Annotated in this window: 8 protein-coding genes; all 8 read left to right on the top strand. The window is 71.0% G+C overall.

All coding sequences use genetic code 11. The features are described from left to right. Positions 1 to 1490, top strand: a 1490-nt coding sequence (locus AC1D1T_RS04265; protein ID WP_477991465.1) for a phage tail protein, incomplete at its 5' end; no start/stop codon positions are given. 30 nt (positions 1491 to 1520) lie between these two features. Then, entirely contained in the window at positions 1521 to 2435 is a 915-nt protein-coding gene (locus AC1D1T_RS04260; protein ID WP_465113533.1) for a hypothetical protein, read from the top strand. Between the two features lie 23 nt (positions 2436 to 2458). Further along, positions 2459 to 4573 (top strand): hypothetical protein, encoded by a 2115-nt coding sequence (locus AC1D1T_RS04255; RefSeq protein ID WP_477839004.1) that lies wholly within the window; start codon positions 2459 to 2461, stop codon positions 4571 to 4573. Between the two features lie 37 nt (positions 4574 to 4610). Then, positions 4611 to 9590, top strand: a complete 4980-nt coding sequence (locus AC1D1T_RS04250) for a hypothetical protein (protein ID WP_477991467.1) — start codon at positions 4611 to 4613, stop codon at positions 9588 to 9590. Further along, complete coding sequence (locus AC1D1T_RS04245; protein ID WP_477839002.1) at positions 9587 to 11035, top strand: hypothetical protein; 1449 nt, start codon at positions 9587 to 9589, stop codon at positions 11033 to 11035. Before AC1D1T_RS04250 ends, AC1D1T_RS04245 begins: the two co-directional genes overlap by 4 nt. A 17-nt stretch (positions 11036 to 11052) precedes the next feature. Next, a complete protein-coding gene (locus AC1D1T_RS04240; protein ID WP_477991463.1) occupies positions 11053 to 12948 on the top strand; it encodes an ATP-binding protein in 1896 nt (631 codons plus the stop codon). A 4-nt stretch (positions 12949 to 12952) separates the two neighbouring features. Next, entirely contained in the window at positions 12953 to 22159 is a 9207-nt protein-coding gene (locus AC1D1T_RS04235) for a hypothetical protein (RefSeq protein ID WP_477991461.1), read from the top strand. After that, positions 22156 to 23109 carry a hypothetical protein gene (locus AC1D1T_RS04230; RefSeq protein WP_477991459.1) on the top strand — a complete coding sequence of 318 codons (954 nt, stop codon included), beginning with the start codon at positions 22156 to 22158 and terminating at the stop codon, positions 23107 to 23109. The genes AC1D1T_RS04235 and AC1D1T_RS04230 overlap by 4 nt, the downstream gene beginning before the upstream one ends. The last annotated feature ends 29 nt before the right edge of the window (positions 23110 to 23138 follow it).

Here is a 23138-nt window from a genome sequence, read left to right as displayed (position 1 = left end):
TCCCCGACCACTGCGGCTTCGTCGTGTGGCTGGCGGCGACCAACGACATGCAGCCGCCGCAGCCCGACGACCGCGTGGCCTGGCAGCCGCATGGTTTCGGCCGCGACATCGTGACCCTCGATGAATCGATGCAGTCGACACACGCCCCGCGCGCCGCCTGGGAGCGCGTGCCCAGCGAACTGCCGCACCACCCGGGCCTGCTCGGCGGCGAGCCCGAGCCGGGCCTGCGCGGCCTGTTCTCCGTGCTGATCCAGGACAGCCGCCAACGGGTGCGCTCGCTGGTCGGCCGCTACCTGTGGGTGCGCATCGTCCTGCACGGCGACGGCCGCAGCGGTCCCGCCATCGCGGCACTGCGTGCCTGGGGCAGCCGGCTCTCGTACGTGGACCGCTACCTGCCGCGCCTCTACCGCGAGAGCCTGTTCGGCGATGCGGCCCGTGTGCCCGGCATGCGCACGGGCCAGATCGAAAGCACCTTCGTTGCGGCCCTCGATGCCGGCGGCACGCCCGGCGGCGCCTTGCGCACGCGGCTCGCCCAGCTGGCGGTACCGCTCGGCGACGCAGCCAGGTTGACCGTCGAACGCAGCGGCCAGGCCTGGCTGCTGCGCGACGGTGGCGCCGCCTGGCGGCTGGCGCTGGAGGCCGACGCGGTCGCGGTCTACCAGCCTCAGGCCACGCCGTCGGACTTCAATGCGCGGCTGGTCGCCAACTTCGAAGGCGTGCTGACGCAGCTCGAGGACCGCGTCGCCGCGGCCCACCTGCTCAGTGATCCCGATGCCACGAGAGAGGAGCAGCTCGAATGGCTCGGCAGCTGGATCGGCGTGGCGTTCGACGGTGCGCTGCCCGCCTCGGCGCGGCGCGCCTGGCTGCGCGCTGCGCCCGACCTCGCGCGATGGCACGGCACGCGCAACGGATTGCGCCTCGCGCTCGACGTGGCCACCGGCGGCTCGGTGCGCTCGGGCGCAATCGTCGTGGTCGAGGACTTCCGCCTGCGCCGCATCCTCGCGACCCTGCTCGGTGTCGACCTGTCCGACGAGAACGACCCGCTGTTGCCCGGCCTCAGCCAGAACGGGAACTCCGTCGTCGGCGACACCTTGTTCGTCGGCGACCAGGAGCGCGTGGAACTGCTGGCGCTGTTCGACGCCTCGGTCGGCAACAACGCCGAGGATGCGGCGGTCCTCGGCTTCTACGAGCGCCTGGCCAACCGCGCGACCGTGCTGGTGCACCGGGAGGTCGAGGCACAGGACCTGGCGCTGATCCGCCGCATCGCGCAGCTCGAATCGCCGGCGCACGTCGAGGTGCGCGTGGCCGTCGCGAGCTGGCCGCTGCTGGTCGGCGTGTCCAGCCTGGTCGGCGTCGACACCTTCCTCGGCCCGCCGCGGCTGCCGCAACCGGCGCGCGTGCAGCGCTCCGCCCTCGGCAACGGCGACCTCGTCATCGGCCAGCCGGTGCTGGACTCGCGGCTGGCGGGCACCGCGCTGCCCGCCCCCTGACATCCCTCCGCTTCTTCAAGGTCATCCACCATGAGCCTCCTCACCGAAGACGCCGATCCGCTGTTCAAGCAGCCTCGCGCCGAACGCCCTGCCTTCGCCACCGGCCTGCTGCTGGATGCGCAGGACTTCACCGACGAGCAGACCTATCACCGCGGCCGGCTGGCGCGCGCCCTGGCATTCCTCGCCGGCGGCGGCACGCTCGCCGGGCTGCGCGTCGAGTACGTGCCGCCGGCCACCGGGCAGGTGGAGGAGATCCGCGTGCAGCCCGGACTCGCGGTCGATCGCCTGGGACGCCTGGTCGAGCTGCTGCGGCCGGCCTGCATCCGGCTCGACGTCTGGTTCACCGCGATGCGCGCCGCCCAGGGCGGCGCCCAGCTCACCGGCGCCGCGTACGGCAACCTGGCCCGCTTCATCTCGCCGCGTTTCGGCACGCCGGCGCCGACGCTGCCCGCCAACGGCGTGGTGGCCGATGTCTACCTGCGCTTCGGTGCATGCCCGGTGGGGCTGTCGTCGAGCTTCGCCACCGGTCCCTTCGATGCGTTGAATGCGGTGTCGACTTCGCGGCTGCGCGATGCATACGAACTTCAACTGGTGCCGCGCGCCGCGCTCGACGACAGCTACAGCGGCCTGCCGCTTCCGCCGGCTGCCGCGGTGCTGGGCAACCCCGCCGGCAGCGCGACCGACCGCCGCAACGCGTTGCAGGACGCCGTGCTCTCGGCCTACGGCGGCACCGGCCACGTCGGCGGAAACGGCGACTTCGGGCGTTCGGCCGAACAACCGACCGGCGTCGACCCGAGCGCGGTCTTCCTGGCGCGCGTGCTGATCCCGGTGACGGTGGCGGCCGGCTCCCCGCCGGTGCGCAGCGCGACCGCCCCGCTGGTCGACAACTTCGGACGCCGCTTTCTGCCGCCGGCCGCGCTGTTTGCGCAATGGGCCGGGGCCTGACCCGCATCGATGGAGCTACTGTCATGGCGATCAACTTCACTCAAGGCTCGGCGCGCAAGCTCGTCGCACAGGCCGAGGCGTCCGAGCTCCGCTCGCGCGGCGTGCTGGTGCAGGACCCGCGGCGCGAACGGCCACGCTACTTCGACGGCCGCTTCCTCGCTGCGCGCGACCTGATTCGCGACCAGCAGTACTTCCTGACACGCGAGGCCGACCTCGGTCGCGCCGCCGGCAGCGGTGTGGCCGGTGGCCTCTACGTGGACCCGGGCAGCACGCAGCAGTCGCTGAAGATCAGCGCCGGACAGGGCATCACGCCGGCCGGCGAACTGGTGCTGCTGCCTGCCGAGGTCAACCTGAACCTGGCCGACATCCCGCAGGCCGAGCAGCTGTCGGTGAGCTTCGGCCTGTCGCGCGTGCCCGCGCCCCCGCTGCGCAGCCGCACCGGGCTGTATATCCTCGCGCTGCGCCCGGTGGAGTTCACCGGCAACCCGATCGGCGCCTACCCCACCTCGCTGACCGGTGCGCGCACGGTGGAGGACGGTGACGTGCTGGAGGCCGCCGCCATCGTGCTGATCCCCTACCAGGACGACGGTGCGGCCGACGACCTTCTGGCGCGCCGCGGCCGTGCGGCGCGCACCATCTTCACGCTGCAGCAGCGCGACACGCTGTCGGTCAACGTGCTGCCGCTGGCCATGCTCGCCCTGCAGTCGAACAGCCTGGTGTGGATCGACGAGGCGATGGTGCGTCGCGAACTCGGCGCCTCGCGTGGCGACCTGCCCGGCCTGGGCTTCGCGCCGCGCGCCCTGCGGCTGGCGCACCTGATGCAGTACCAGATGCACCTCGCGGACGTGGTGGCACTGATGAACAAGCGCAGCTTCCCGGCGGCCTCGCAGTTCCCGGCACTGCCGCCGGCAGGTCCGCTGCCCCCGGGGACGATCGACGTGCGCGACTTCACGCAACGCTATTTCCCGGCCGAGGTCGACGTCGACTTCTCGATCATTCCCGACGACGAACTGCCGGCGCTGGTCGAGGAGTCGCTGGCCTTGCCGCCGATCGATTTCCTCGCCAGCGAGGCGGCGCTCGACCTCACCGCCGTGCTCGTGCTGGCGCCGGTGCCGCGCAGCGACTTCCGCAGCGTGCTCGCCAAGCTGCAGACGCGCAACCGCGTGTTGAAGCCCTCCGCGCCCAACCAGGTCGCGCAACGCAAGCCGCTGGAGATCCTGCAGCGGCTGCGACTGCCGCTGCCCGTGCCCACGGTCGATCCGTCCAACCCCGCCGATGCCGAGTGGGCACGACTGGCGCAGCTGCCGACGCTGTGGTTCGTGCGCCGGCGCAACCTCGCCTACCGCGACGACCTCGTCGGCGCGCCGATCGCGATGGCCGGGATCAACGAGGTGGCCGTCGAGGGCGTGGTTCGCGAACGCATCATGACGCTGGGCCTGGCGCCTTCGCTGGACGGCCTGCTGCAGAAGTCCAGCAGCAAGGCGGCGGCCTCGGTGTTCTCGCTGCTCGCCTCGCCACGCGTCGCGGCCTCGCCCGCGCTCACGGCAGCCACGCTCGGTGCCTTGTCGGCGCAGACCGGCAGCGGTGCGGACGCGGGCCTGGACCACGCGAAGGTGCTCAGCGTGAGTGCGGAGATCAACGGCGGCGCGCTCGGCGAAGGCTTGCTCCGGCTGGAGAAGAACGCCGAAGGTGGCGTCACCAAGATGGCCCTCTCGACGCTGGCCGGCAGCGACGCCTGGCGCAAGCTCGACAGCAATGCGCTGAGCGCGTCGGGCGCGCAGTTGTCGCAGCTGACGGCCCGGCTGACCCGCACGCCGGGCAGCAAGGGCGAGGCCGAAGGCGGCACGCCGCCGGTACCGGTCCCTGCGCCGGAGCCGGCGCCTGTCCCGAGACCTGCACCCGCTCCCGTGCCAAAGCCTGCTCCGGCCCCGGTGCCCGCGCCGGTTCCCGTCCCCGCACCGGTGCCGCGGCCTTCGCCGACGCCGCCGAGTCCACGGCCCGGTCCGTCGCCAGGACCCGTCCCGCGCCGCGAATCTGCCCTTCCCGCGAAGAAGGCGGCCACGAAGAAGGCCCCGGCCGGGAAAGTGGCCGCCAAGAAAGTGGCCGCCAGGAAGACCACCGGGAAGCCGAGCCGCTGAACCGAGTGCCTGACATTCCAGGAGAACCGCCGTGAACATGACCCCTGTGCGCGACCCGGTGTCCGGCGAACGCGTGATCGCCCTGTCGCCGGCCAACGCCACCGAAGCGGCCGCCGCGTGGCTGCGCCGGCCGAACATCTTCCCGGGCCGCGCGCTGACGCAGGGTGCGCTCCAGCAATCTCAGGAATGGGCCGCAGGCCACCTCGCCAAGCGCGGCCAGGACTGGGTCGCCGGCATCGTCGATGGGCTCGAGCTGTCGGTGCAGCAGGTCGCGGTGGATCCGGCCGAGCCATCTGCGGTGCGCCAGCAATTCCTCGCGACCTCGCTGCAGGTCTCGCCCGGCCGCGGCCTGGCCACCAGCGGCGAAGACGTGGTGCTGACGCGCACGCTGCAATGTTCGCTCGCCGACGTGCCCGTGGTCGCGCCCGCGGCCTTCTTCGCCAACGGCGGCGGCGTCGGGAACGGCACGCCGGGGCAGCCACCGACGCTGCTGCCGCGCGAGGTCGGTGTTCCCCTGGGTGCGTTGAGCACCGTCTCGCTGGCCACGCTGCCGCCGGTCGGCGTGCTGGTGATGCAGCCGGTGCGCGTGGAAACCGCGCCGCTCGACCCGATGGACCCTTGCGAGCACAACGCCTGCGACGAAGGCACGGTCAACAACGCCGACAGCTTCATCGACTGGCGCAGTGCCGATGCCGTGCGCCTGCTCTGGTTCGTGTGGCCCGGCGAATGGCGGCCCTTGCCGGGCGTGCCGCCGGCGCAGTGGCGCAACGCGCTGGCCTGGACGGTGTTCGAGGCCGAGCGCCAGCTGGCCGTCGACGGCACCCTGCCCTGGGAAGACTGGGGCGTACCGATCGCGATGGTGAACCTCGACAACCAGCACCGTCCGCTGTGGCTCGACCGGGCCAGCGTGGTGCGCGAGGGTGGCCGTGCGCGCGACTCGCGCATGTACTCGCCGGGGCCGACCTTCAGCGGCGCACTCGCCTGCAACAGCCGCCTGCCTTCGTTGTGGCAGGCGCAGATCGAACAGCTGGCAGAGCAGATCGCCGCGACCGGCGAACCTTCGCCTGCGGCCAACCAGCTGGCCGACGCCTTCACCACGCGCCTGCCGCCGGTGGGCCTGCTGCCGAAGAACACCTTCGAGGCATCGACGCGGCGCAGCGGCTTCTTCCCGCCGGGTTTCGACATCGATGCGGTGCCCGTTCCCGTCGAACAGCTCGACCTCGCGGTGCGCGGCAGTGCTTCGCTGGCGCCGCTCAATCCCTCGGCGAGCGAGAGCGTGCGCATGCTGGTCCCGGTGCCGCTGCAATCGTGGGAACCGCGGCTGTTGCGCACCGAGGTGATCGACCCGCTGTTCAAGCAGACGCTCGACGAAAACCTGCTGCGCCGCGCACGCACCCTCGGCCTGCGCCAGGGCCTGCGCAACCGCGCCGCCATGCTGCAGCACGCGCTGAACGGCAGCTCGCCGGCCGTGCCGCTGATCCGAGACGATCCGCTGGCCCTCGAGACCGAGAGCCTGTCGCCCTGGGGGGAGCCGCCGCCGGGCGGGGGCCATCGCAGCACCCTGGCCGAGGGGCAGCACCAGCACTTCTTCGATGGCGCCAACCCGACCTTCCTGGTGCCGTCGGGCTGGTCGCTGTTCGTCTGGGTCTGCCTCGATCCCGACAACCCGCCCACCGAAGTGATGTTCCAGTGGCATTCGGGCGGGAACTGGGAACACCGTGCCTACTGGGGCGCGGACCAGATCAAGTGGGGCACCGCCAACACGGCCTCGCGCATGCGCATGGGCGACCTGCCGCCATCCGGACAGTGGGTGATGTTGAAGGTGCCGGCCAGCAGCGTCGGCCTGAACGGTGCGCAGCTCGACGGCATGGCCTTCACGCTGTTCGGCGGCCGCGCCGCCTACGGACTCACCGGTGCCCGCATGGGCGATCAGCAGTGGACGAAATGGTTCTGCAACTTCCTGCCGACTGGCGCGCGCGTGCAGGGCGACGAGGTGTGGGACCTGCTGGCGCCCAACGACCTTTGGGCGCCGTTCGAGCCGCACGACGGCGTGGTGCCCAGCCTGCCGCAACTGGTGGGCAGCACGGACGGCGACATCTTCGGCGAATCGACGTCGCAGACGCGGGCCGTGCCCGTCAGCGGCTTCAACCTCACCTACCCGACGGCGGCTGGCTGGCGCGGCCACACCATCGGGAATTTCGCCAACGTGACGATCAGCACGGACGGCAGCGACCGCCTGACCAACTGGATCTACCTCGACGAGCTGGCGCCGCCGCGTGCGCTGCTGGCCCTGGTGGTCACCCGGCGCAGCACGACGGCGCCCGAAGAGACGCGCACCGTGTTCTGGGGCGAGAACCACCTGGAGCAGCTCGCGGCCGCATCCTCCGCCTTCCAGTCGGTACTGACGGCCGAGCGTGCGGGCCCGCTGCCACAGTCCGGCACCTGGGTGCAGTTGAACCTGATGGCGCTGCGGATCGCGGAGATCGCCACGCAGCAGCTGGTGCGCGTGCGCTTCCTGGCCTTCGGCGGAACCGTTTCCTTCAGCGAGATGTCCCGCTATCCCACGGTGGCGTCCACCACGCCGCAGCGCCTGTGGCCGGTCAGCATTGCTTCGGGCGGCGGATCCACCACGCCGCCCTACTCGACGCTGCTGAACGGCACGCTGGTGCCGCAGAACAACCTCGGTGTGCTGACGCCGACGCCTTCCTCGCGCATCGGCACCGTGCGCATCTACACCGAGCTGGTGAGCGACCCGCTGATCAAGAAGCTGTCGGGCCACGAGCAATCCCAGTTGCTGTTGCGCGGCGTCTCCGGCTTCGCCGACTACCTGCGCGCGCGCATCGACCGCGCCGACGACATCACCGACTTCGGTTTCGCGCACATGCAGGTCGACATCTACCGGATGCGCCAGCTGACCATGAGCACGACCGATGCGTCGCGGCTCGCGGTGTCGCCAATGCTCGCGAGCATCGCCAAGTCCGACAGCGCGCTGGTGGTGCAGAACCAGATCCGCGACTACCTCACGACCGTCAAGACCTCGCCCRTGCGCGGACTGACGGCCGCGGCGGCGCCGTCGCCGTCGGTGCCGACCGCGTTGGCGGCCGCCAGCAGCCTGGCGATCAACAGCCTGGTGCCGGCCGCGCAATTGGCGATCTCGACCGGTGCCGCAGAGGTGGGCGCCGTCTCGCTGGCCAGGGTGGTCAGTCCCAGGGTCTCGACCTCCGGCCGCGTGCTGCTGCAGCCCCGCGCACCGCTGCCCGTCGTCTACTCGACGCCCATCATCGGTGCTTCCGAGGTGCGCACCACCGCCATCGCCGACCGGCTGCGCAGCCCGCCCTCGCCCGAGGCGCGCGACTATGCGCTGCTGAACCGCTATAACACCGTCAAGTCGCTGCTCGCGCTGCTGGACCAGTTCATGAAGGAGGACAGCGGCGAGATGCCGGCACTGCTGGATGGATTCAGCATCCCGGGACTGACCAACGATCCGTTCGTGCTCGGCAGCAACACGCCCGGCAGGCGCCTGCTGATGGAGTTCCGCACCACGCCGTCGCTGCTGGAGTTGCTGAGGCAGGCACCGCCGCCCGTCAATCCGAATTCGGTCGACGAGGCCACGATGTTCACGCAGACCGTGTCGCTGTCGGACCTCACCATCTCCATCCTGCGCCAGCTCGAAGCGCGCCTGGTCGTCTACCGCGACGCCCTGACGCGCGCCCAGACCGCGCTCGACCAGCTGCAGTCCGAGAACGACGCGAGCCAGGCGCGCCTGTCCGAAGTGGCCGACGAACTGGCCGAGGCGCGCCATGACGTCAGCGTGGCGCGCGCCCTGATGACCGAGGAACAGGAACGCATCGCCGCCGTCAACGCGCGGCGCGCCAAGGTGCTGAGCGAGGAGGTGAAGTTCGTCGCCTACATCCGCCCGCGCGAGACCGACACGGTGCTCGCCACGCCGACCCACTCGGTGGATCCAGGCCTGCTGGAGGCGCCCGTCCCGGCCTGCCTGCGCGAGCATCCGGACACGCCCGATGAACTGATGGACATGCTGCAGGTGCTGCGCGAGGCGCCCAGCAACTGGTTCGTGCGCGCCCCGAAGATCCTGCAGCAGCTCGACCGGCTGGAGCCCATGGTCAAGCTGATGCAGAGCGCGCAGCTGCGTGCCGTCACGGGCATTGCGGTGCCCAGGCCCGTGCAGCCGGCGGCCAGCGCCACGGTGCTGGCCAAGGGCATCGCACGTGTCGCCACGCGCCAGGTCGAGGCGCTGGCGCCGCGCCTGACCGCCATGCAGGGCTTCAACCTCGCGGCGCTGTCCACCACCACCACCTGGCAGAGCCTGCGCGTGCAGGCCGAGGCGGTGGTCAGCTTCGGCGACCTGGCCGAGGGCGGGCATGGCCGGCCGGACGTCGCGCGCGCCGCGGCCGTCGAGCTGCAGAACATGCGCAGCATCGTCAGCTGCCTGCATGCCGAGTTCTCCGGCGTGCCGGCCGTGCTGCGGCTGCAATGGGCGGAGCTGCTGTCCGAGTTCGACGACGCGCCCAACCTGCGCAACCTGGCGACGCTGACGGGTTGGGCGAGCATCGGCTACATCGACCGGCGCCAGATGCAGGCGTACGTCGACTGGCTGTTCGCGCAGATCGTCGACAACGTGCCGCAAGCGGTGGCGCTGGTCAACGACATCGTGCGCATGTGCCTGCTGCTGGCCAGCCACGCGCCGGTCGATCGCATCGTCAGCGGCCGCATGGCGCGGCCGGTCACGGGCATCAGCCCGGGTGTCAGCATCCCGCTGTCGGTGCTGGACGCGGCGCCGCTGCGCGTGGGCATGCAGGCCCTGCTGTACCGCAACGATGCGCTGGTCGCGCGCGCGCTGGTCGAGGACCTGGGCGCGGAGATCTCGGCACGGGTGATCCACACCTCGAGCGCGCGGGTCGACCTCGGCGACGACGTGCGCGTGCATTTCGACAGCAGTGCCATGGTCAGCCTGAAGGCGCAGACGGCCGGCCGCACGCTGTTCCGCACGCCATGAGTGAACGCAGGGTCCACCGGCTGCAACTGCGCGCCGCCGACGAGGCGTCGGTGACGCGCATGCTGCCGCGGCTCGAGGATGCGCTGCGCTGCGCCAGCCTGCCCGGCGACGACGCGCGCGTGCTGCTCGTGCGCCGGCTGGCGCTCGGGTGCATCGCGCCCGACATCAGCCCGCAGGCCTTGTCGATGCTGATCGAGCGTCAGGTGGCGCAGGCCGGCACGGCCTGGGCCGAGAACGATCCCGCGGCTGTTCCACCGCCGCAGGCCGAGGTGGTGTGTTTCGCGAGTCCGCTGGACGCGCGCGTGCGCCTGGGGCTGAGGTTGTTGCGCGGTGCGTCCTGCGAGGCGTGGTACTGGCCGCTGGCGGTGCCGGAATTCGAACCGGGGCTGCCTTTCGTGCTGCAGGCGCGCCGCGTGCTTCGGACGCTGGCCGCCTGGCCGCAGGCACGCATCGCGGTGCCGGCCTGGGTCGCCGCCATGGTGCGTGCCGGCGGTGCGGCGACGCTGGCCGCGGCGATGAACGAGCGCGAAGGCACGGGCTTGCTGCAGCAGGCCGCGCTGCCCGTCCTCGAGGATCTCGACGAACGTCCGGCCCCGCAAGACAGGCCCTCCGAGTCCGGACCGCATGGCGTTCAGGTGCCGGATGCGCCTGCGGATCCGCTGCTGTCTCTGCCGCGCTGGCTGCGCAGCGTGCTGCAGGCCTCCGGTGGATTCGATGCCGAGCTCGCCCCGCTGCGATCACACCGTTCACGAAGCGAGTCGGTCGGCGCGACACGCGCTACGGTGCCGGGTGGCGGGCCAGAAGCCCTCGAGGCGACGGCCTCGGTCGACACGGCACGGGCGCAGGAACGCGCAGGCGCATCACCGACGTCCCCGAAGGCCGAGCTGCGGCAGGCCACCGAGGGTCCGCGGAAATCGCCGGAGGCTTCCCCTGTGGTGGCCAGGCCGACGGACTTTCCACCGCTCGCCACGAGCCTGCATCACGTCCTGCTCGAGCAGTCGCCCTATCTCGAGCCCACCGCCTGCGGCGGCCTGCTGTTCCTGCTGCCGGTGCTGGCGCGGCTGGGATTCGCCGGCCAGGACCCGCTGCCTGCGGACCTCGCGCAACACGTGCTGCATCTCGCCTTGCAGCGATTGCCGGTGGACGACGACGACCCGGGCTGGCAGCTCGCGCGGCCCGCACCCGATCTTGAAAGCGGAGCGCGCGCGCTGCACTGGCTCAGGCTGGCCCGCCGCTGGCTCTGGCGTGCCGGCCGCCTCGGCTTGCGCCGCCTGGTGCTGCGTCCCGCGCGCCTCGGCGTGAGCGCGACGCATGCCGACCTGCACTTCACGCTCGACGACGTCGACCTGCGCGTGCGCCGCCTCGGCCTGGACATCGATCCCGGCTGGCTGCCCTGGTACGGCCGCGTCGTCGGTTTTCATTTCGAGGGGCAGGCCCGGCCATGAACGCACCGGAACGCCTGTTGCCACCGATCGCTGGCCTGACGCTGGCCGAACAGGCGTTGGCACAGCTCGCGCCGGACGAGGTCGACGCGATGGCTGCGCCGGAAGCCCATTGGCTGGTGAGCTTGCGGGACCGCGAGACCGCAGCCGGGCCTTCTGCGCTGGATCGCGCGGTCCAGCGGCTGTCGAATGCCCTGGCCCTGCTGCCGGTGGAACGCCATGCCGTGGCCCTCGCGCTCGCCGCCGACACCGACCCGATGGTCTCGCGCGCCCTCGCCTGGCTGCAGGCGCCGCTGCGCGAGATGCATCCGAGTGTCGGGCTGGTCGCGGCGCTGCATCGCGATGCGAACGGCGGCACGACGCAGGCGCTGGCGCAGCTGGTGGACGGTGTGGCGGTGCGCAGCGGGCTCCTGCAGCTGGATGGGGGCAACCGGACGCTCGCGGACGCGCCCTTGCGCGTCCCGTCGCCCATTGTTCTCGCAGCCTGCGGCGCACGTGGACAGTGGCCCGGCGTGACGCTGGAGGATGCGGCCGGTGTGCTGCCCGCGAGCCTGCAGCAGCAGGCCACCCAGTGCGCACGCAGCCTGCCGGCGCAAGGCGTGCTGGTCGTGCGCGCCGGCCACCCGCGCGAAGCCCGCGATGCGGCAGCGGCGGTGGCGCGTGCGCTCGGGAGGCGCACGGCCTTCATCGACGGCACCGACACCCTGCCCGGCCTCGCTGCATGGCTGGCCTTGCACGACGCCCTACCGGTGTTCTGCAGCGAGACCGCGCCGGGCGAACGCCAGCGCGTGCCCGTGCTGCCTGGGTACCGCGGGCCCTCGCTGGTGGCCACCGGCCTCGACGGCGCATGGACCTGCGACGGCGACACGCCGCCGGCCTGGCGCGTGCCGCTGCCGCAGGCCGGGGAACGCGGCGCGCTGTGGCGCGCAGGACGGGTCGACGAGACCCTGTCGGCCCGGCTGGCGGCGCAGCATCGCCACAGCGCCACCCGCATCGCGCAGCTGTGCGACGCGGCCGAACAGGATCGGCTGCGCACCGGCGAGGACCGCCTGCAACCCTCGCACCTGCACCAGGCACTGCGCCAGGCCCGCAGCGAACTCGGCAGCCTGGCCGAAGCCCTGCCCGAAGACGTGCCCGACGATGCCCTCGTGCTGCCGGCCTCGCTGCGCGACGAGCTCGAGCGCGTGCTGCAGCGCTGCCGCCTGCGCGACGGCCTGGCCGACGGCCTCGGCGCCGCCAGCCGCACGCGCTACCGCCCCGGCGTGCGCGTCCTGATGGTGGGCCCTTCGGGAACCGGCAAGACATTGAGCGCCGGCTGGCTGGCGACGCGCCTGTCGCTGCCGCTGTTCCGCGTCGACATCGCCGCAGTGACCAGCAAGTGGATCGGCGAGACCGAGAAGAACCTCGCCGAACTCTTTGCGCGCGCCGAGCACGCCGAAGCCATCCTGCTGTTCGACGAAGCCGATGCGCTCTTCGGCAAGCGCACCGAACTGAAGGATGCCAACGACCGGCATGCCAACCAGCAGACGAACTACCTGCTGCAGCGGATCGAGTCCTGCGACGGCATCGTGCTGCTCACGAGCAACAGCCGCAGCCGCTTCGACAGTGCCTTCACGCGGCGGCTGGACGCGATCGTCGAGTTTCCCGCACCGGGTCCCGAAGAACGCCGTGCCCTGTGGCTGGCTCACCTGGGCGAGGCGCATGAGCTCGCACCGGCCGTGCTGAACCGGCTGGCGGCGGCTTGCGAACTCGCCGGCGGACACATCCGCAACGTGGTGCTGGCGGCCCGTGCGATCAGCGGCGGTGGTCGCGTCGATGCGCGTTCGGTGGCGCTGGCGCTGGCCGACGAATACGGAAAGCTCGGCAAGGCCATGCCGGCGGGGCTGCTGGGGCTGCCGGGCACACCGGCCGGATGAGGCGATGAGCAGGTTGGCGTCGCGCCGCGCGCCAGCGCCCGCTGCGCTGGGGGCACCRCCGCGCAAGCGCGATGGCACCTCGCCCGACGAGGACAGCGAGAGCACTGCCGACCAGGATGCCGACCCGGAACAAGCCGCCGCGGCGCCCTTGCCCCGTTACCTGAAGCCGCGCAACGAGTTGCTCGATGCCAGGCTGGATGCACGGTTGGACGCGAGACTCGACGCGCGCCTTGATGCACGCTTGGACAACCGGCTCGACGGCTCGTTGCTGCAGCCGTTCTCGCCCGGACTTGGCGGCCGGCCGCTGCGTCCCACGCCGGCCGTGGAAGAGCAGCCCGGTGCACCCTCTCCGCAGGCCGGGACGGTCTCCGCGAAGGAGATGATCGCCGAGCTGACGCCCGTCCCGGCCCCGCGGCCCGCCACGCCCGCTGCACCCGTCCCTGCGCCCTCTCCCACTCGCCCGCCACCTCCCGCGCCTGCACCGTCACCGCAAGGCAAGCCAGGGGACAAGAAGGACGACAAGGAAAAGAAGGACGAGAAAAAGGACGACAAGAGAAAGGACGACAAGAAGAAGGATGCCAGGAAAGGCGGCGAGGAAGGTGAAGACAAGGCGAGCGGCAAGGACGAGGAAGGCCAGGACAAGGGCAAGGGCGACAAGAAGAAGGCTGCTGCCGGCGGCGGCCGGGCTGGCGGACTGCCCGATGACGTGGAGGCGCAGCCGGTCGGTGAGGTCGAAACCGATCCCGAGCCGCCCACCGAGGGAACGTCGCTGGACGTGCCGCTCAGCTTCGACCCCGAGGCCCTGGTGCCCGAGTGGGAGGCCGACGCGGAACTGCCGGCCGGCATCCTGCCGCGCCGCGAAGGCAGTGCCACCAAGCCGGCCGAGCAGAAGAAGAAGGACAAGGAGGAAGGCAAGCGTCCGGCCGGTCCCGCCGCGCATCCGGCCGCGCCGGAGAGCGACCCGCAGGCCGTGGACGCGGCGCGCGAGGCCGCGCGCAGCGCCTATGCCGACCTGCACCGCGAGGCACGCCGCGAACAGGAGACGCTGGCCTCCGAAGCCAGCCAGCTGACGGCCTGGATGAGCCACCACTACGGGCTCACCGCCGAGACCATCACCCAGCAGCACGATGCCGGCGTCTCGCAGCTCGACGCCGAGGCCAACCGCGCGTGCGAAGAGGCCGACGCGCGTGCCACCGAAGCGCAGTTCACGCTGCAGGCCAGCTACATCGATGCGGCGAACAGCCTGCAGCGCGCCGCCAACAGCGCCTGGGGCGCGATCAATGCCAACGATGGTGCCGCCTCGGCCATGATCAGTGCCCAGGTGAGCGCCATCGAGACTGCGCACACCACGCAGTTCACCACCGTGACGGGGCGCGCGGCCAAGCAGTTCGAGACCACGACGAAGGCGATCACCGAGTGGGGCGACAAGCGCGCCGAGACCTTCAAGGTCGAGGGCGTGGGCGCCCTGCAAGGTGCGAAGAACGAGCGCATCCTCCCGCGCGTGCCCGGCCTGGTGAAAAAGAAGGTCGATGAGCTGACCAAGCACAACACCGAAGTCGTCAAGGCCTGGAACACCACCAACACGACGACGCTGTGCAATGCCAGCTGCACCTACCGCGGCAGCCTGGACAGCAACCGCAAGAAGACCTTCGACGCCGGCCGCAAGTCGGTGGGCGGCGCCCTCAAGCGCGCGAAGAAGGGGCTCGCCGGTCAGTTCGCCGCCGCGCAGCTGAACCTGCGGCAGATGCGCGCCGCCACGCTGCACCAGCTGCGTTCACAGCAGAAGGCCGCGCGCACCCGGCTCACGACACAGGCACGTGCCGTGCTGAACGGCGCCTTGCGCGGCGCCAAGGGCGCCGTCGGTTCGGTCGAGTCCGCCACCCGCGGCGCCCTGCCCGGCTACTGGCGCAGTGTGCAGGGCTTCGGCCAGAACCTGCGCGCCACCGGCATGAGCGGCGGGGCCGCCGCCGTGCGCCGGCTGTCGCAGACTGCGCCCGCTTCCTTGCGCAAGGGGCTCGCATCCACTGGGGCGTCGGTGCGCGAACGCCATGCCGGCAACCGCGATCGCCTGGAATCCGAGCAGGCACAGCAGAAGGACGAACTGGCGACGAACCGCGCCAAGGAACTCGACACGACCTTGCAGGCCATGGGCCAGGCCGCCACCCACGGCGAGCAGCAGCAGAGCGAGCGGGTGCAGGCCTTCGTGAAGTCGGCGATCCAGTTGCGCGACAGCGTCACCGCTGCGGCCCAGAGCTGCATGGGCAAGCCGGCCGACCTGCTCAAGGCATCGATCGAGAAAAGCCAGGGGCAGGCGCATGCCTCGCTCCTGGCCATGTTCACCGGCATCCAGCCGCCACCGCCGCCTCCTCCGCCTCCCGGCACGGACACCGAAGGCGGCGGCCCGGACTGCACGAGCTGCAACAAGGAGAAAGGCGGTGACAAGGGCAGCGGCGGCGACAGCGGTCCCAAGGGCCTCAATGCGCAGGCCGACAAGGAAGTCGAGCAGCTGCAGGAGGCCGCCAAGGTCGACGTGGTGTTCGAGCCCGCCCTCATCGCCATCGGCGCCAAGGTCGCCAGCAAGCTGACCAAGCACGGCCAGGACGTGAATGCCGCGTTCACGGGCGCCTTCGCCGGCTCCGTGAAGGAGGAAGCGGTGACCGGCGGCCTGCACGGCCTGACCAAGGCCCAGGGCAATGCGTTGAACCTCAAGGACTATCCCGCCGCGGTCACCGTGGTCGGTTCCACGCTGACCGACGAGCTCGCCTTCTACCTGGGCGAGAAAAGCGACGACTACCAATCCGCGATCAAGTACCTGGCAGGCGACGCGGTGGGTGGCGCCAAGCTGGAGGCGAAGGCCTCGCTGGGCGTCTTCAACGACGACGAGGCGCGCATCGAGAGCACGCTGCGCAACCTCTCGCCCACCGAGGCCGCCGAGCTGGCCGCCTCCGATCCGGCGCTGGCGGCCAAGGTGCGCGACGCCCTGGACGGCACCGACCAGAAGGTGTTCGACGCGCTGATGAAGGGCGACACCCAGACGGCGGACGCGCTTCGCATGAAGGACGCGGTCGACGAGGCGCGCCGTGACGGAGATGCCGATGCGGTGCACGCCGCAGAGGCAAAGTACACGGCGATGCGCGAGGGCGACTGGAACAAGCGCGACATGGACGAGCGCGCCGAGCTCGAGGAGTGGACCCCCGAGCGGCGCGAGCAGGAAGAGGACAAGCACCGCGCCGGCGTCGCCAAGGCGCTCGGCAAGATGGTGTCGGACACCGACGTCGCGCACGCCGCCGGCCCGAACGGCGTGGCCGCGATGAGCGACGAGGAACGCGCGGCCGCCTATGTGACGCGCGACATCACGGTCTACGTGGGCGGTGGCGGCGACATGCCGCCCCAGCCGGTGACCATGAGCATGACCGGCGCCAACAAGGACCTGGCCGCCGCCATCCTGCTGCACGGGAACAAGAGCGTCGAGGCGCAGTCCGCGCGCCTGGGCGTGGAGATCGAGCGCAAGGACGATGCGCCGAAGGCGATCAACGTCGACACCGCGGTGTTCGACGACCGCTTCACGCCCGACAACCCGCAGGCCGGCCCCGAGGAGAAGGCCGAGAACGAGAAGCGCCGGGCTGCAGCGCGCCAGAAGAAGGCCCAGGTCCTGCTGCTGGCCGGCCAGAAATACGCCGGCGCCGAAGCGCCACCCAAGGACTTCAAGCCCGACGCGGCCAAGCCGCTGGAGGACCCGCGCGTCGCCGCGGCGCGCGAGAAGCTGGGCACCAAGTTCACCGAGCGCTTTGGCGAGGACACGATCGGCGCCGACCTGGTCAAGGGCCTGATGAAGGACGACCGTCCTTCGGCCAAGACCAATTCGCTGGCCATGCAGCATGCGATGTACTCGCACGCGGGCACCAACGAAGACCTGATGTGGCGCTTCACCGAGCGCATGACGCGTGTCGAGATCGACGCGATGCGCGACCAGTTCAAGGCCGACACCGGCAAGGACCTGGACGGCGAGATGGGCCTGCACGGCAAGGGCCCGTTCTTCTCGGAGCTGTCGGGCGACGACCGGCTGCGCATGGAGCGCGCCATGCTCGGCGTGCCCGTCAACGACAAGGAGAAGCTCGAGGCGGCGGTGTTCGCGATCGAGCAGCAGAAGCGCGAGACCGGCGCGCTCGGCAAGCTGCTCGCCTCGGGCAGCAGCGGCGAGAAGTCGATGGAGACGACGCTGTCGAACCTCTACGAGGCCGCCGGCGTGAAGAAGGAGGACTTCACCCGCGAGGGCCTGCTCAAGGGCGGTGGCCTGTTCGACAAGAACGGCAACTACACGGGCAAGCAGAAGGACAAGTTCGTCTCCGGCACCGACAACGCACTGGGCGCCGCGCAGAACTACCAGGCGGTGATCGATTCGTACGCCGACATCGCGACCACGGGCATCGCGATCATCGGTGCGATCGCCGCGGCCGCGATCACCGTGGCGACCGGCGGGGCGGCCGGTCCGCTGATCGCCGCCGCGGTGGTCGCGGGCCTCGCCTCGATGGGCGCCAACTACGCGATCAAGGGYGGCCGCTACGGCTGGGAACAGGCGGCGGTCGACCTGGGCATGACCGCGGTGCAGGCGGTGACCGCGGGCGTCGGTGCGCAGCTCGGCGCGGCCGCCCAGGTCGCCTCCAAGGGCGCGCAGGCGGCCTCGCAGGCCAGCCGCATGATCGCGTCGCTGGCCCGCATCTTCACCGGCAACCCGGTGGTCGACCAGATCATCATCGGCGCGATCACCAGCAGCATCGGCACGCTGGGCAGCACGGCACTGCAGGAACAGACCTGGGAGAAGGGAGCGGGCCACGCGGTCGGTGCGCTGTTCGAGGGTCTGCTGAAGGGCGCGCTGACCGGCGCGGCCACCGCGGCCGTGTCGCAGGCGATCGAGGTCGGCGGCGGGCTCGGTCCGAAGCTGCAGGCGCTGTCCGCCGAGGGCGGACCCGCCGCGGCACTGCGGGCGGTCACGCTGCGCGGCGCGGGCCGCGCCCTGATCGCAGGGGCCGGCGGCATGGCCGGCAAAGGCACCGAGATCATGTTCGACCAGGCCACCGGCAAGTTCAAGGGCCGCGGCGAGGATGCCTTGTGGGAGATCGGCAAGGCCGGGCTGCATTCCGCGGTCCAGGGCTTCGGCGAAGGCGCGGCCGAGGCGGTGGGGCAGCGCTTCCACAACGCGTCGATGCGCAAGCTCGAATCCGACATCAACAACGAGCGCAAGAGCCGCGGCATGGAGCCCTTGGAACCCAAGGCCCTGGCCGAGGCGGCGCAGGACCTGGCGCTGCTCAACCTGGCCGGCGGCAACGACGGCCTGTCGCGCGCCATCCACCTCGACCACGTCGCCACGCACGGCGGCATCAACGCCACCATCGCCACGCCGCATCCGGATCCGGTGGTGCTGGACAGCATGCGCGCCGAGCTGCTGCGCCACGTGCCGCCGGAGCTGCACGGACAGTTCGGCGACGTCCCGATCCGCGTGATGCCCGAGGCCGAGTTCCGCGCGATGACGCGCAGCGAGTCCGGCAACGTGGTCACGCTGATCCACGAAGGCAAGCCGACGGTGGTGATCCGCGAGGGCACACCGATCTCGCGCCTGGCCGACGAAGGCCCGCACCTGATGCAGACGCGCGAAGGCCCCTCCAAGGTCCGCGTCGCCAAGCTGGACGAGGCTGCGCTCGCGCACTGGGACCAGCTGCCGGTGGAGGCTCAGCTGGAGCTGTACCGCAACAAGGTCGAGCTGGAGATCGAGGCGCACGAGCAGATCGCGCGCTCGACCGAGGAGGCCGTGGCGCGCGGCGACCTCGATCCGAAGCAGGCGGCGCTGGACAAGGCGCGCAACGAGGCCACGTTGCGCAACCTGCGCGAGCGGCTGGTGGAAGTCGGCACGGTCGATCCGGGCAAGCTGCCGAAGCCGCAGTACCTCGAGCAGCCGGCGCGCCTGTTCTCCAAGGAGGCGTCGACCGAGTCGGGCACGCTCTGGGAAGCGTCGGTGGCGAAGAAAGTTCTGGGCGACGAACCCGAGAGCACGGGGCGCCCGCCTCGGCCGGGCGAGGTCGAGGAGCCCCATCCCACGGTGCCGGACACTGCGCCGGAGGGATCGGACGGCAAGAGCATGTTCGATCGCACGCAGCAGCAGGCCGACGAGGCATCGGGTCGGCTCGACCGTGGCAACACCTTCAACAACGAGCAGGAGGTGCGCCATCCGCACAACGAGGTCTACGTCGACATCGGCGAGAACGGCAAGCGGGTGCGCGTCGACTCGTATGTGCCGGGCGAGGAAATCATCTCGCGCAAGTACACCCAGCTGTCCGAGCTGAGCGAGGAACATGCGATCGGCTACATCAACGAGCTGATCGAGAAGTACCCGCGCGGCGCGGTGATCTCCGACGTGCCGTCGACCCGCGCGAGCGGCCTGGCCGGCAAGACACTCGACGGCGAGTACGTGCTGCAGGTGCCGGAGCAGCTGCGGCCGATCCCGCGCGAGGTGCTGGAGAACGCGCGCAAGGCCGGCGTCACGATCCGCGACCCCGAAGGCCGCGTCTACACCGTGGAGCATCCGGAAGGCACCGGGCGCCCGGGCAAGCGGGCATCGGTGGCGGACCAGGAGATGCATGCGGCGGACATGCAGGTCGCATTGCTGCGTCACGTGCCCGAGTCGATGCGCGCGGCACTGGGCGACACCGTGATCGAAGTGGTGCCCGAGCATTGGTACAACAGGGAATACGAGAGCCGGCGCTCGGGCGCGGTCACGCTGGTGAAGGACGGGCGCCCCTACGTCGTGATCCGCGAAGGCACGCCGATTTCGCGCCTGGCCGACGAAGGCCCGCACATCATGCAGGCGCACGACGAGGCCACGCGCCAACGGGTGGCCCTGCACGATGAAGCCAACATGAGGCGCTGGAACTCGCTCAGCGTCAAGGAACAGACCGAGCTCTACCGCAACAAGCTCGAACTGGAGATCCTGGGGCACGAGCACATCGCCCGCTCGTTGCGGGCGGAAACGGCGCGCAGCGTGGCCGGTGAACAGGCGCTCGACTTCGAATTTGGTCGCAACCAGCAGACCCTGAAGAACCTGCGCGAGCGCCTGGCGGAACTCGACACGATCACCTCAGCCGGCGCGGCCAAGACGCGCGAGCAGAAAGCCATCCTGAAGGAGCGCCTCGAACAGCCGGCGCGGCTGTTCTCCAAGGAGGTCTCGCCGCTGATGGAGACGCAGACGGCCCAGCGGTCCGTCGTCTTCGAGCCCTTCTCCGGCCCGTCGCTGGCGAGCGCGCGCGAGCTGCAGCAGCGCAACCCCGGCGCGGATGTCGTCACGTCCGAGGCCCGGCGTCCGCCGGGACAGGCCGACATCGAGCAGTTCCAGGCGGGTGGCGGCCGCTTCATCGGCGAGCGCTTCGGCCAGTCGCTGCCCGACAACTCGGTGGACGAGATGCACGTGCGCTTCCCGCTTCCGCACAGCAAGGGCAGTGAATTCGCGATCAGCCGCAACATGCTCGAACCGGGCAGGAGCATGATCGATCTCGCCCTGGAGATGCAGGCGAACGTCGAGAGCATCACCAACCTCGCGCCCCATGCGCTGCGCAAGCTCAAGCCGGGTGCCACGATGGAAGTGGTGTTCCACGAACGCGAGATCAGCGCCGAACTGGCCAGGCTGATCCATCCCGACCCGGACAGCCCGCTCGGCAGGAGCGGTTTCCGGTTCGAACGGGTCGGGCCCGAACAGCGCGTGCCGCGCAGCGAGGTGGCGCCCCATTCCGGCCACGGACTCCTCGAGATGGGCGTGGACCTGACCGAGGTCAGCGTGATGAAGCTGCGCAAGGTGCCCAAGGAGGCGCCACCGGTCGAGCCGCCACCGGCTGCACCGCCGCCCTCCTCGGCGCCCCCCGGGCCGCCTGACACGCCGCCCACCCGCTCGGCACCGAGCGAGCAGGAACGCGCCGAAGGCCGCGCCAAGCGCAGCGAACGCAAGCAGAAGGAACGCCAGGAACACCAGGCGCGCGCCGAAGCGCGCCAGCAGAAGCTCGAGCAGGAGGCCGCACAGCGCCAGGCGATGCAGGACCGGGTGGCTGCCGCCGCCACCGAGACGGCCGCACGCCGCGACGCCGTCGCGCAGGGCCGCGTCAGCCCCGAGGCCGACCTGCAGCAGCGCGTCGCGGAGGTGGCGAAGAGACTGGACATCCCGGTCGCCGACCTGGCCGAGGCGATCCGCCATTTCACCGACGACCTGGGCGGCAGCGGCCGGACCCTCGATGCCCAGGAGCTGATCGACAGCCTGCGCAACCGCACGCGCGAAGGCCAGCCGCCGCGTTACGGCGAACTGGAGACCTGGGTGGCGCAGAGCGTGCTCGAGCAGAACGCGTTGGCCATCAAGATGATGCGCGAACACATCGCGGAGGTTCGTCCGCATGCGGTGCTCGGCGTCAAGCGCGGCGGCGCGCTCCTGGCCGAGATGCTGGCGCAGGGCGTGGCCGACTTCCCCGAGTCCGTGCACGTGCCAAAGTCCGACAACGGCGAGCGCATCCGCAACCTGCGCGGCGAGATCATGAAGCGCATCGCGGCCGGCCAGACCGACTTCGCCATCGTCGACTTCTACATGGGTGGCGTGTTCGCCGGCGAGCTGCTGAAGATGATCCGCCCCATCGTCGAAACGCAGCCGGGCGTGCGCTTCGAGGTCATGTGGATGCGCGAGACGCACGGCTTCGACCGCCTGACCGTGCGGCCCGAGCCGGGCAAGCGGCTGAAGCCGTCGCTGGGGGAGCTCGAGCGCGGCGTGGCCACCGGAAGCGGCATGAGGCTGCAGACGCAGGAGAGCAAGATCCTCGTCAAGCGGGCAGACGGCTCCGTCATCGAGGTGCCGGCGCCGAAGATCAAGTTCCTGCTGCCGGAGGGGCCCGGCGTCGTGGTGCCTGCGCCGCACGGCACCGATGCCGCCCTCGCACAGCGGCAGCGGCTGCGGGTGACCGAATATCCCGTGCAGGTGGCCCTGGGCGACGACATGGACACCGTGGTGGACGGCAAGGCGACGCATCCGATCACCCTCTACGATCGCGAGGGCAGGACCGTGCGGCAGATCCCCGTCGGCACCATCGATCCCGCCACCGGACAGCCCCTGCGCACGACCAAGGAGATCCTGATGAAACTGATCGAAGATCCGGACTTCGACGGCAAGGGCAGCGAGGACAAGCGATGACGAACGCGACGACAGGCCCCGAAGCGGCACAGCRCAGGCCGCGCGTGCTCGACCCCGGTTGCAGCTACGGCGACCTGCTGCGCCGCCTCGCGCCCCAGGGCTGGCAGGTGGCAACCGAGGCGAAGGCGCCGCTCGTGCCGGGCGAGCCGGAACATGCCTCGCTGGTGCGCGGCGGCGAGCAACTCGTCTACACCTTCAACCCGGTGTGCCGTCTGCGCGTGCTGGAAGCGTCCGCGGGATTGGACGCGGACAGTCTCTCGCAGCTGCCGATCGCCGGGGCCGAATCGGTCGGCGCCTGGCTGGACAGTTCGGACGAGCGCACCCTGCTGCGCGGCGTGCTGGCCGCTCGGGTGCTGGGCCTGCTGACGCTGCGCCCTCGCCTCCAAGCCCTGCGCGCGAATGCGAGCCAGGCCGTGCGGCAGGCCGCCGAAGCGGCGGAGGCGGAACTGGCCCGGCAATCCGAACCGTTGGCTCGCCAGTCCGCGATGGCCTCGATCGAGTTGATATCTGACCAGCTGCGGCCGCTGCTGCAGGCGCTGCTGCATGACCCCCAGGGCAGCGTGCTCGCCTCGCTGCGGCCGCGCGACGAGGACTACGGCAAGGCCTTCGTGCCTTCGTCGGTGCAGGCCGCACGCGAGGGCTACGCGGCGGTGTGGGCGCAGCTGCCGCGCCTGGGCCGTGCCTCACGCGACAGCCGCATCGTGCCGCGCCTGGCACCCGCCGGCATGCTGGCGGACGAGAACGACCTGTCCTGGCACTTTCCCGGCGGCTACCGCAGCATCGCCGGGCTGCTGCAGCCGCAGCGCGTGTGGGCGGCGTGGAAAGTGATCGAGCCCGGTCGCGATGCCGGCACCTCCTATGACGGGCTGGTGTGGCTGGATGACCACTGGGCGTGGTTTCCGAAGCCGTACCGGGTGCTGGGGCCGCGAGGTGAAGCGCCGCGACCATAGTTTCACAATCGAGCGGACTTGCGAGCAGT

This window comes from Rhizobacter sp. P2_H3, assembly GCF_056403355.1.
Note: the sequence above shows the minus strand (reverse complement) of the source record. Positions and strands in the feature narration are given on the sequence as shown.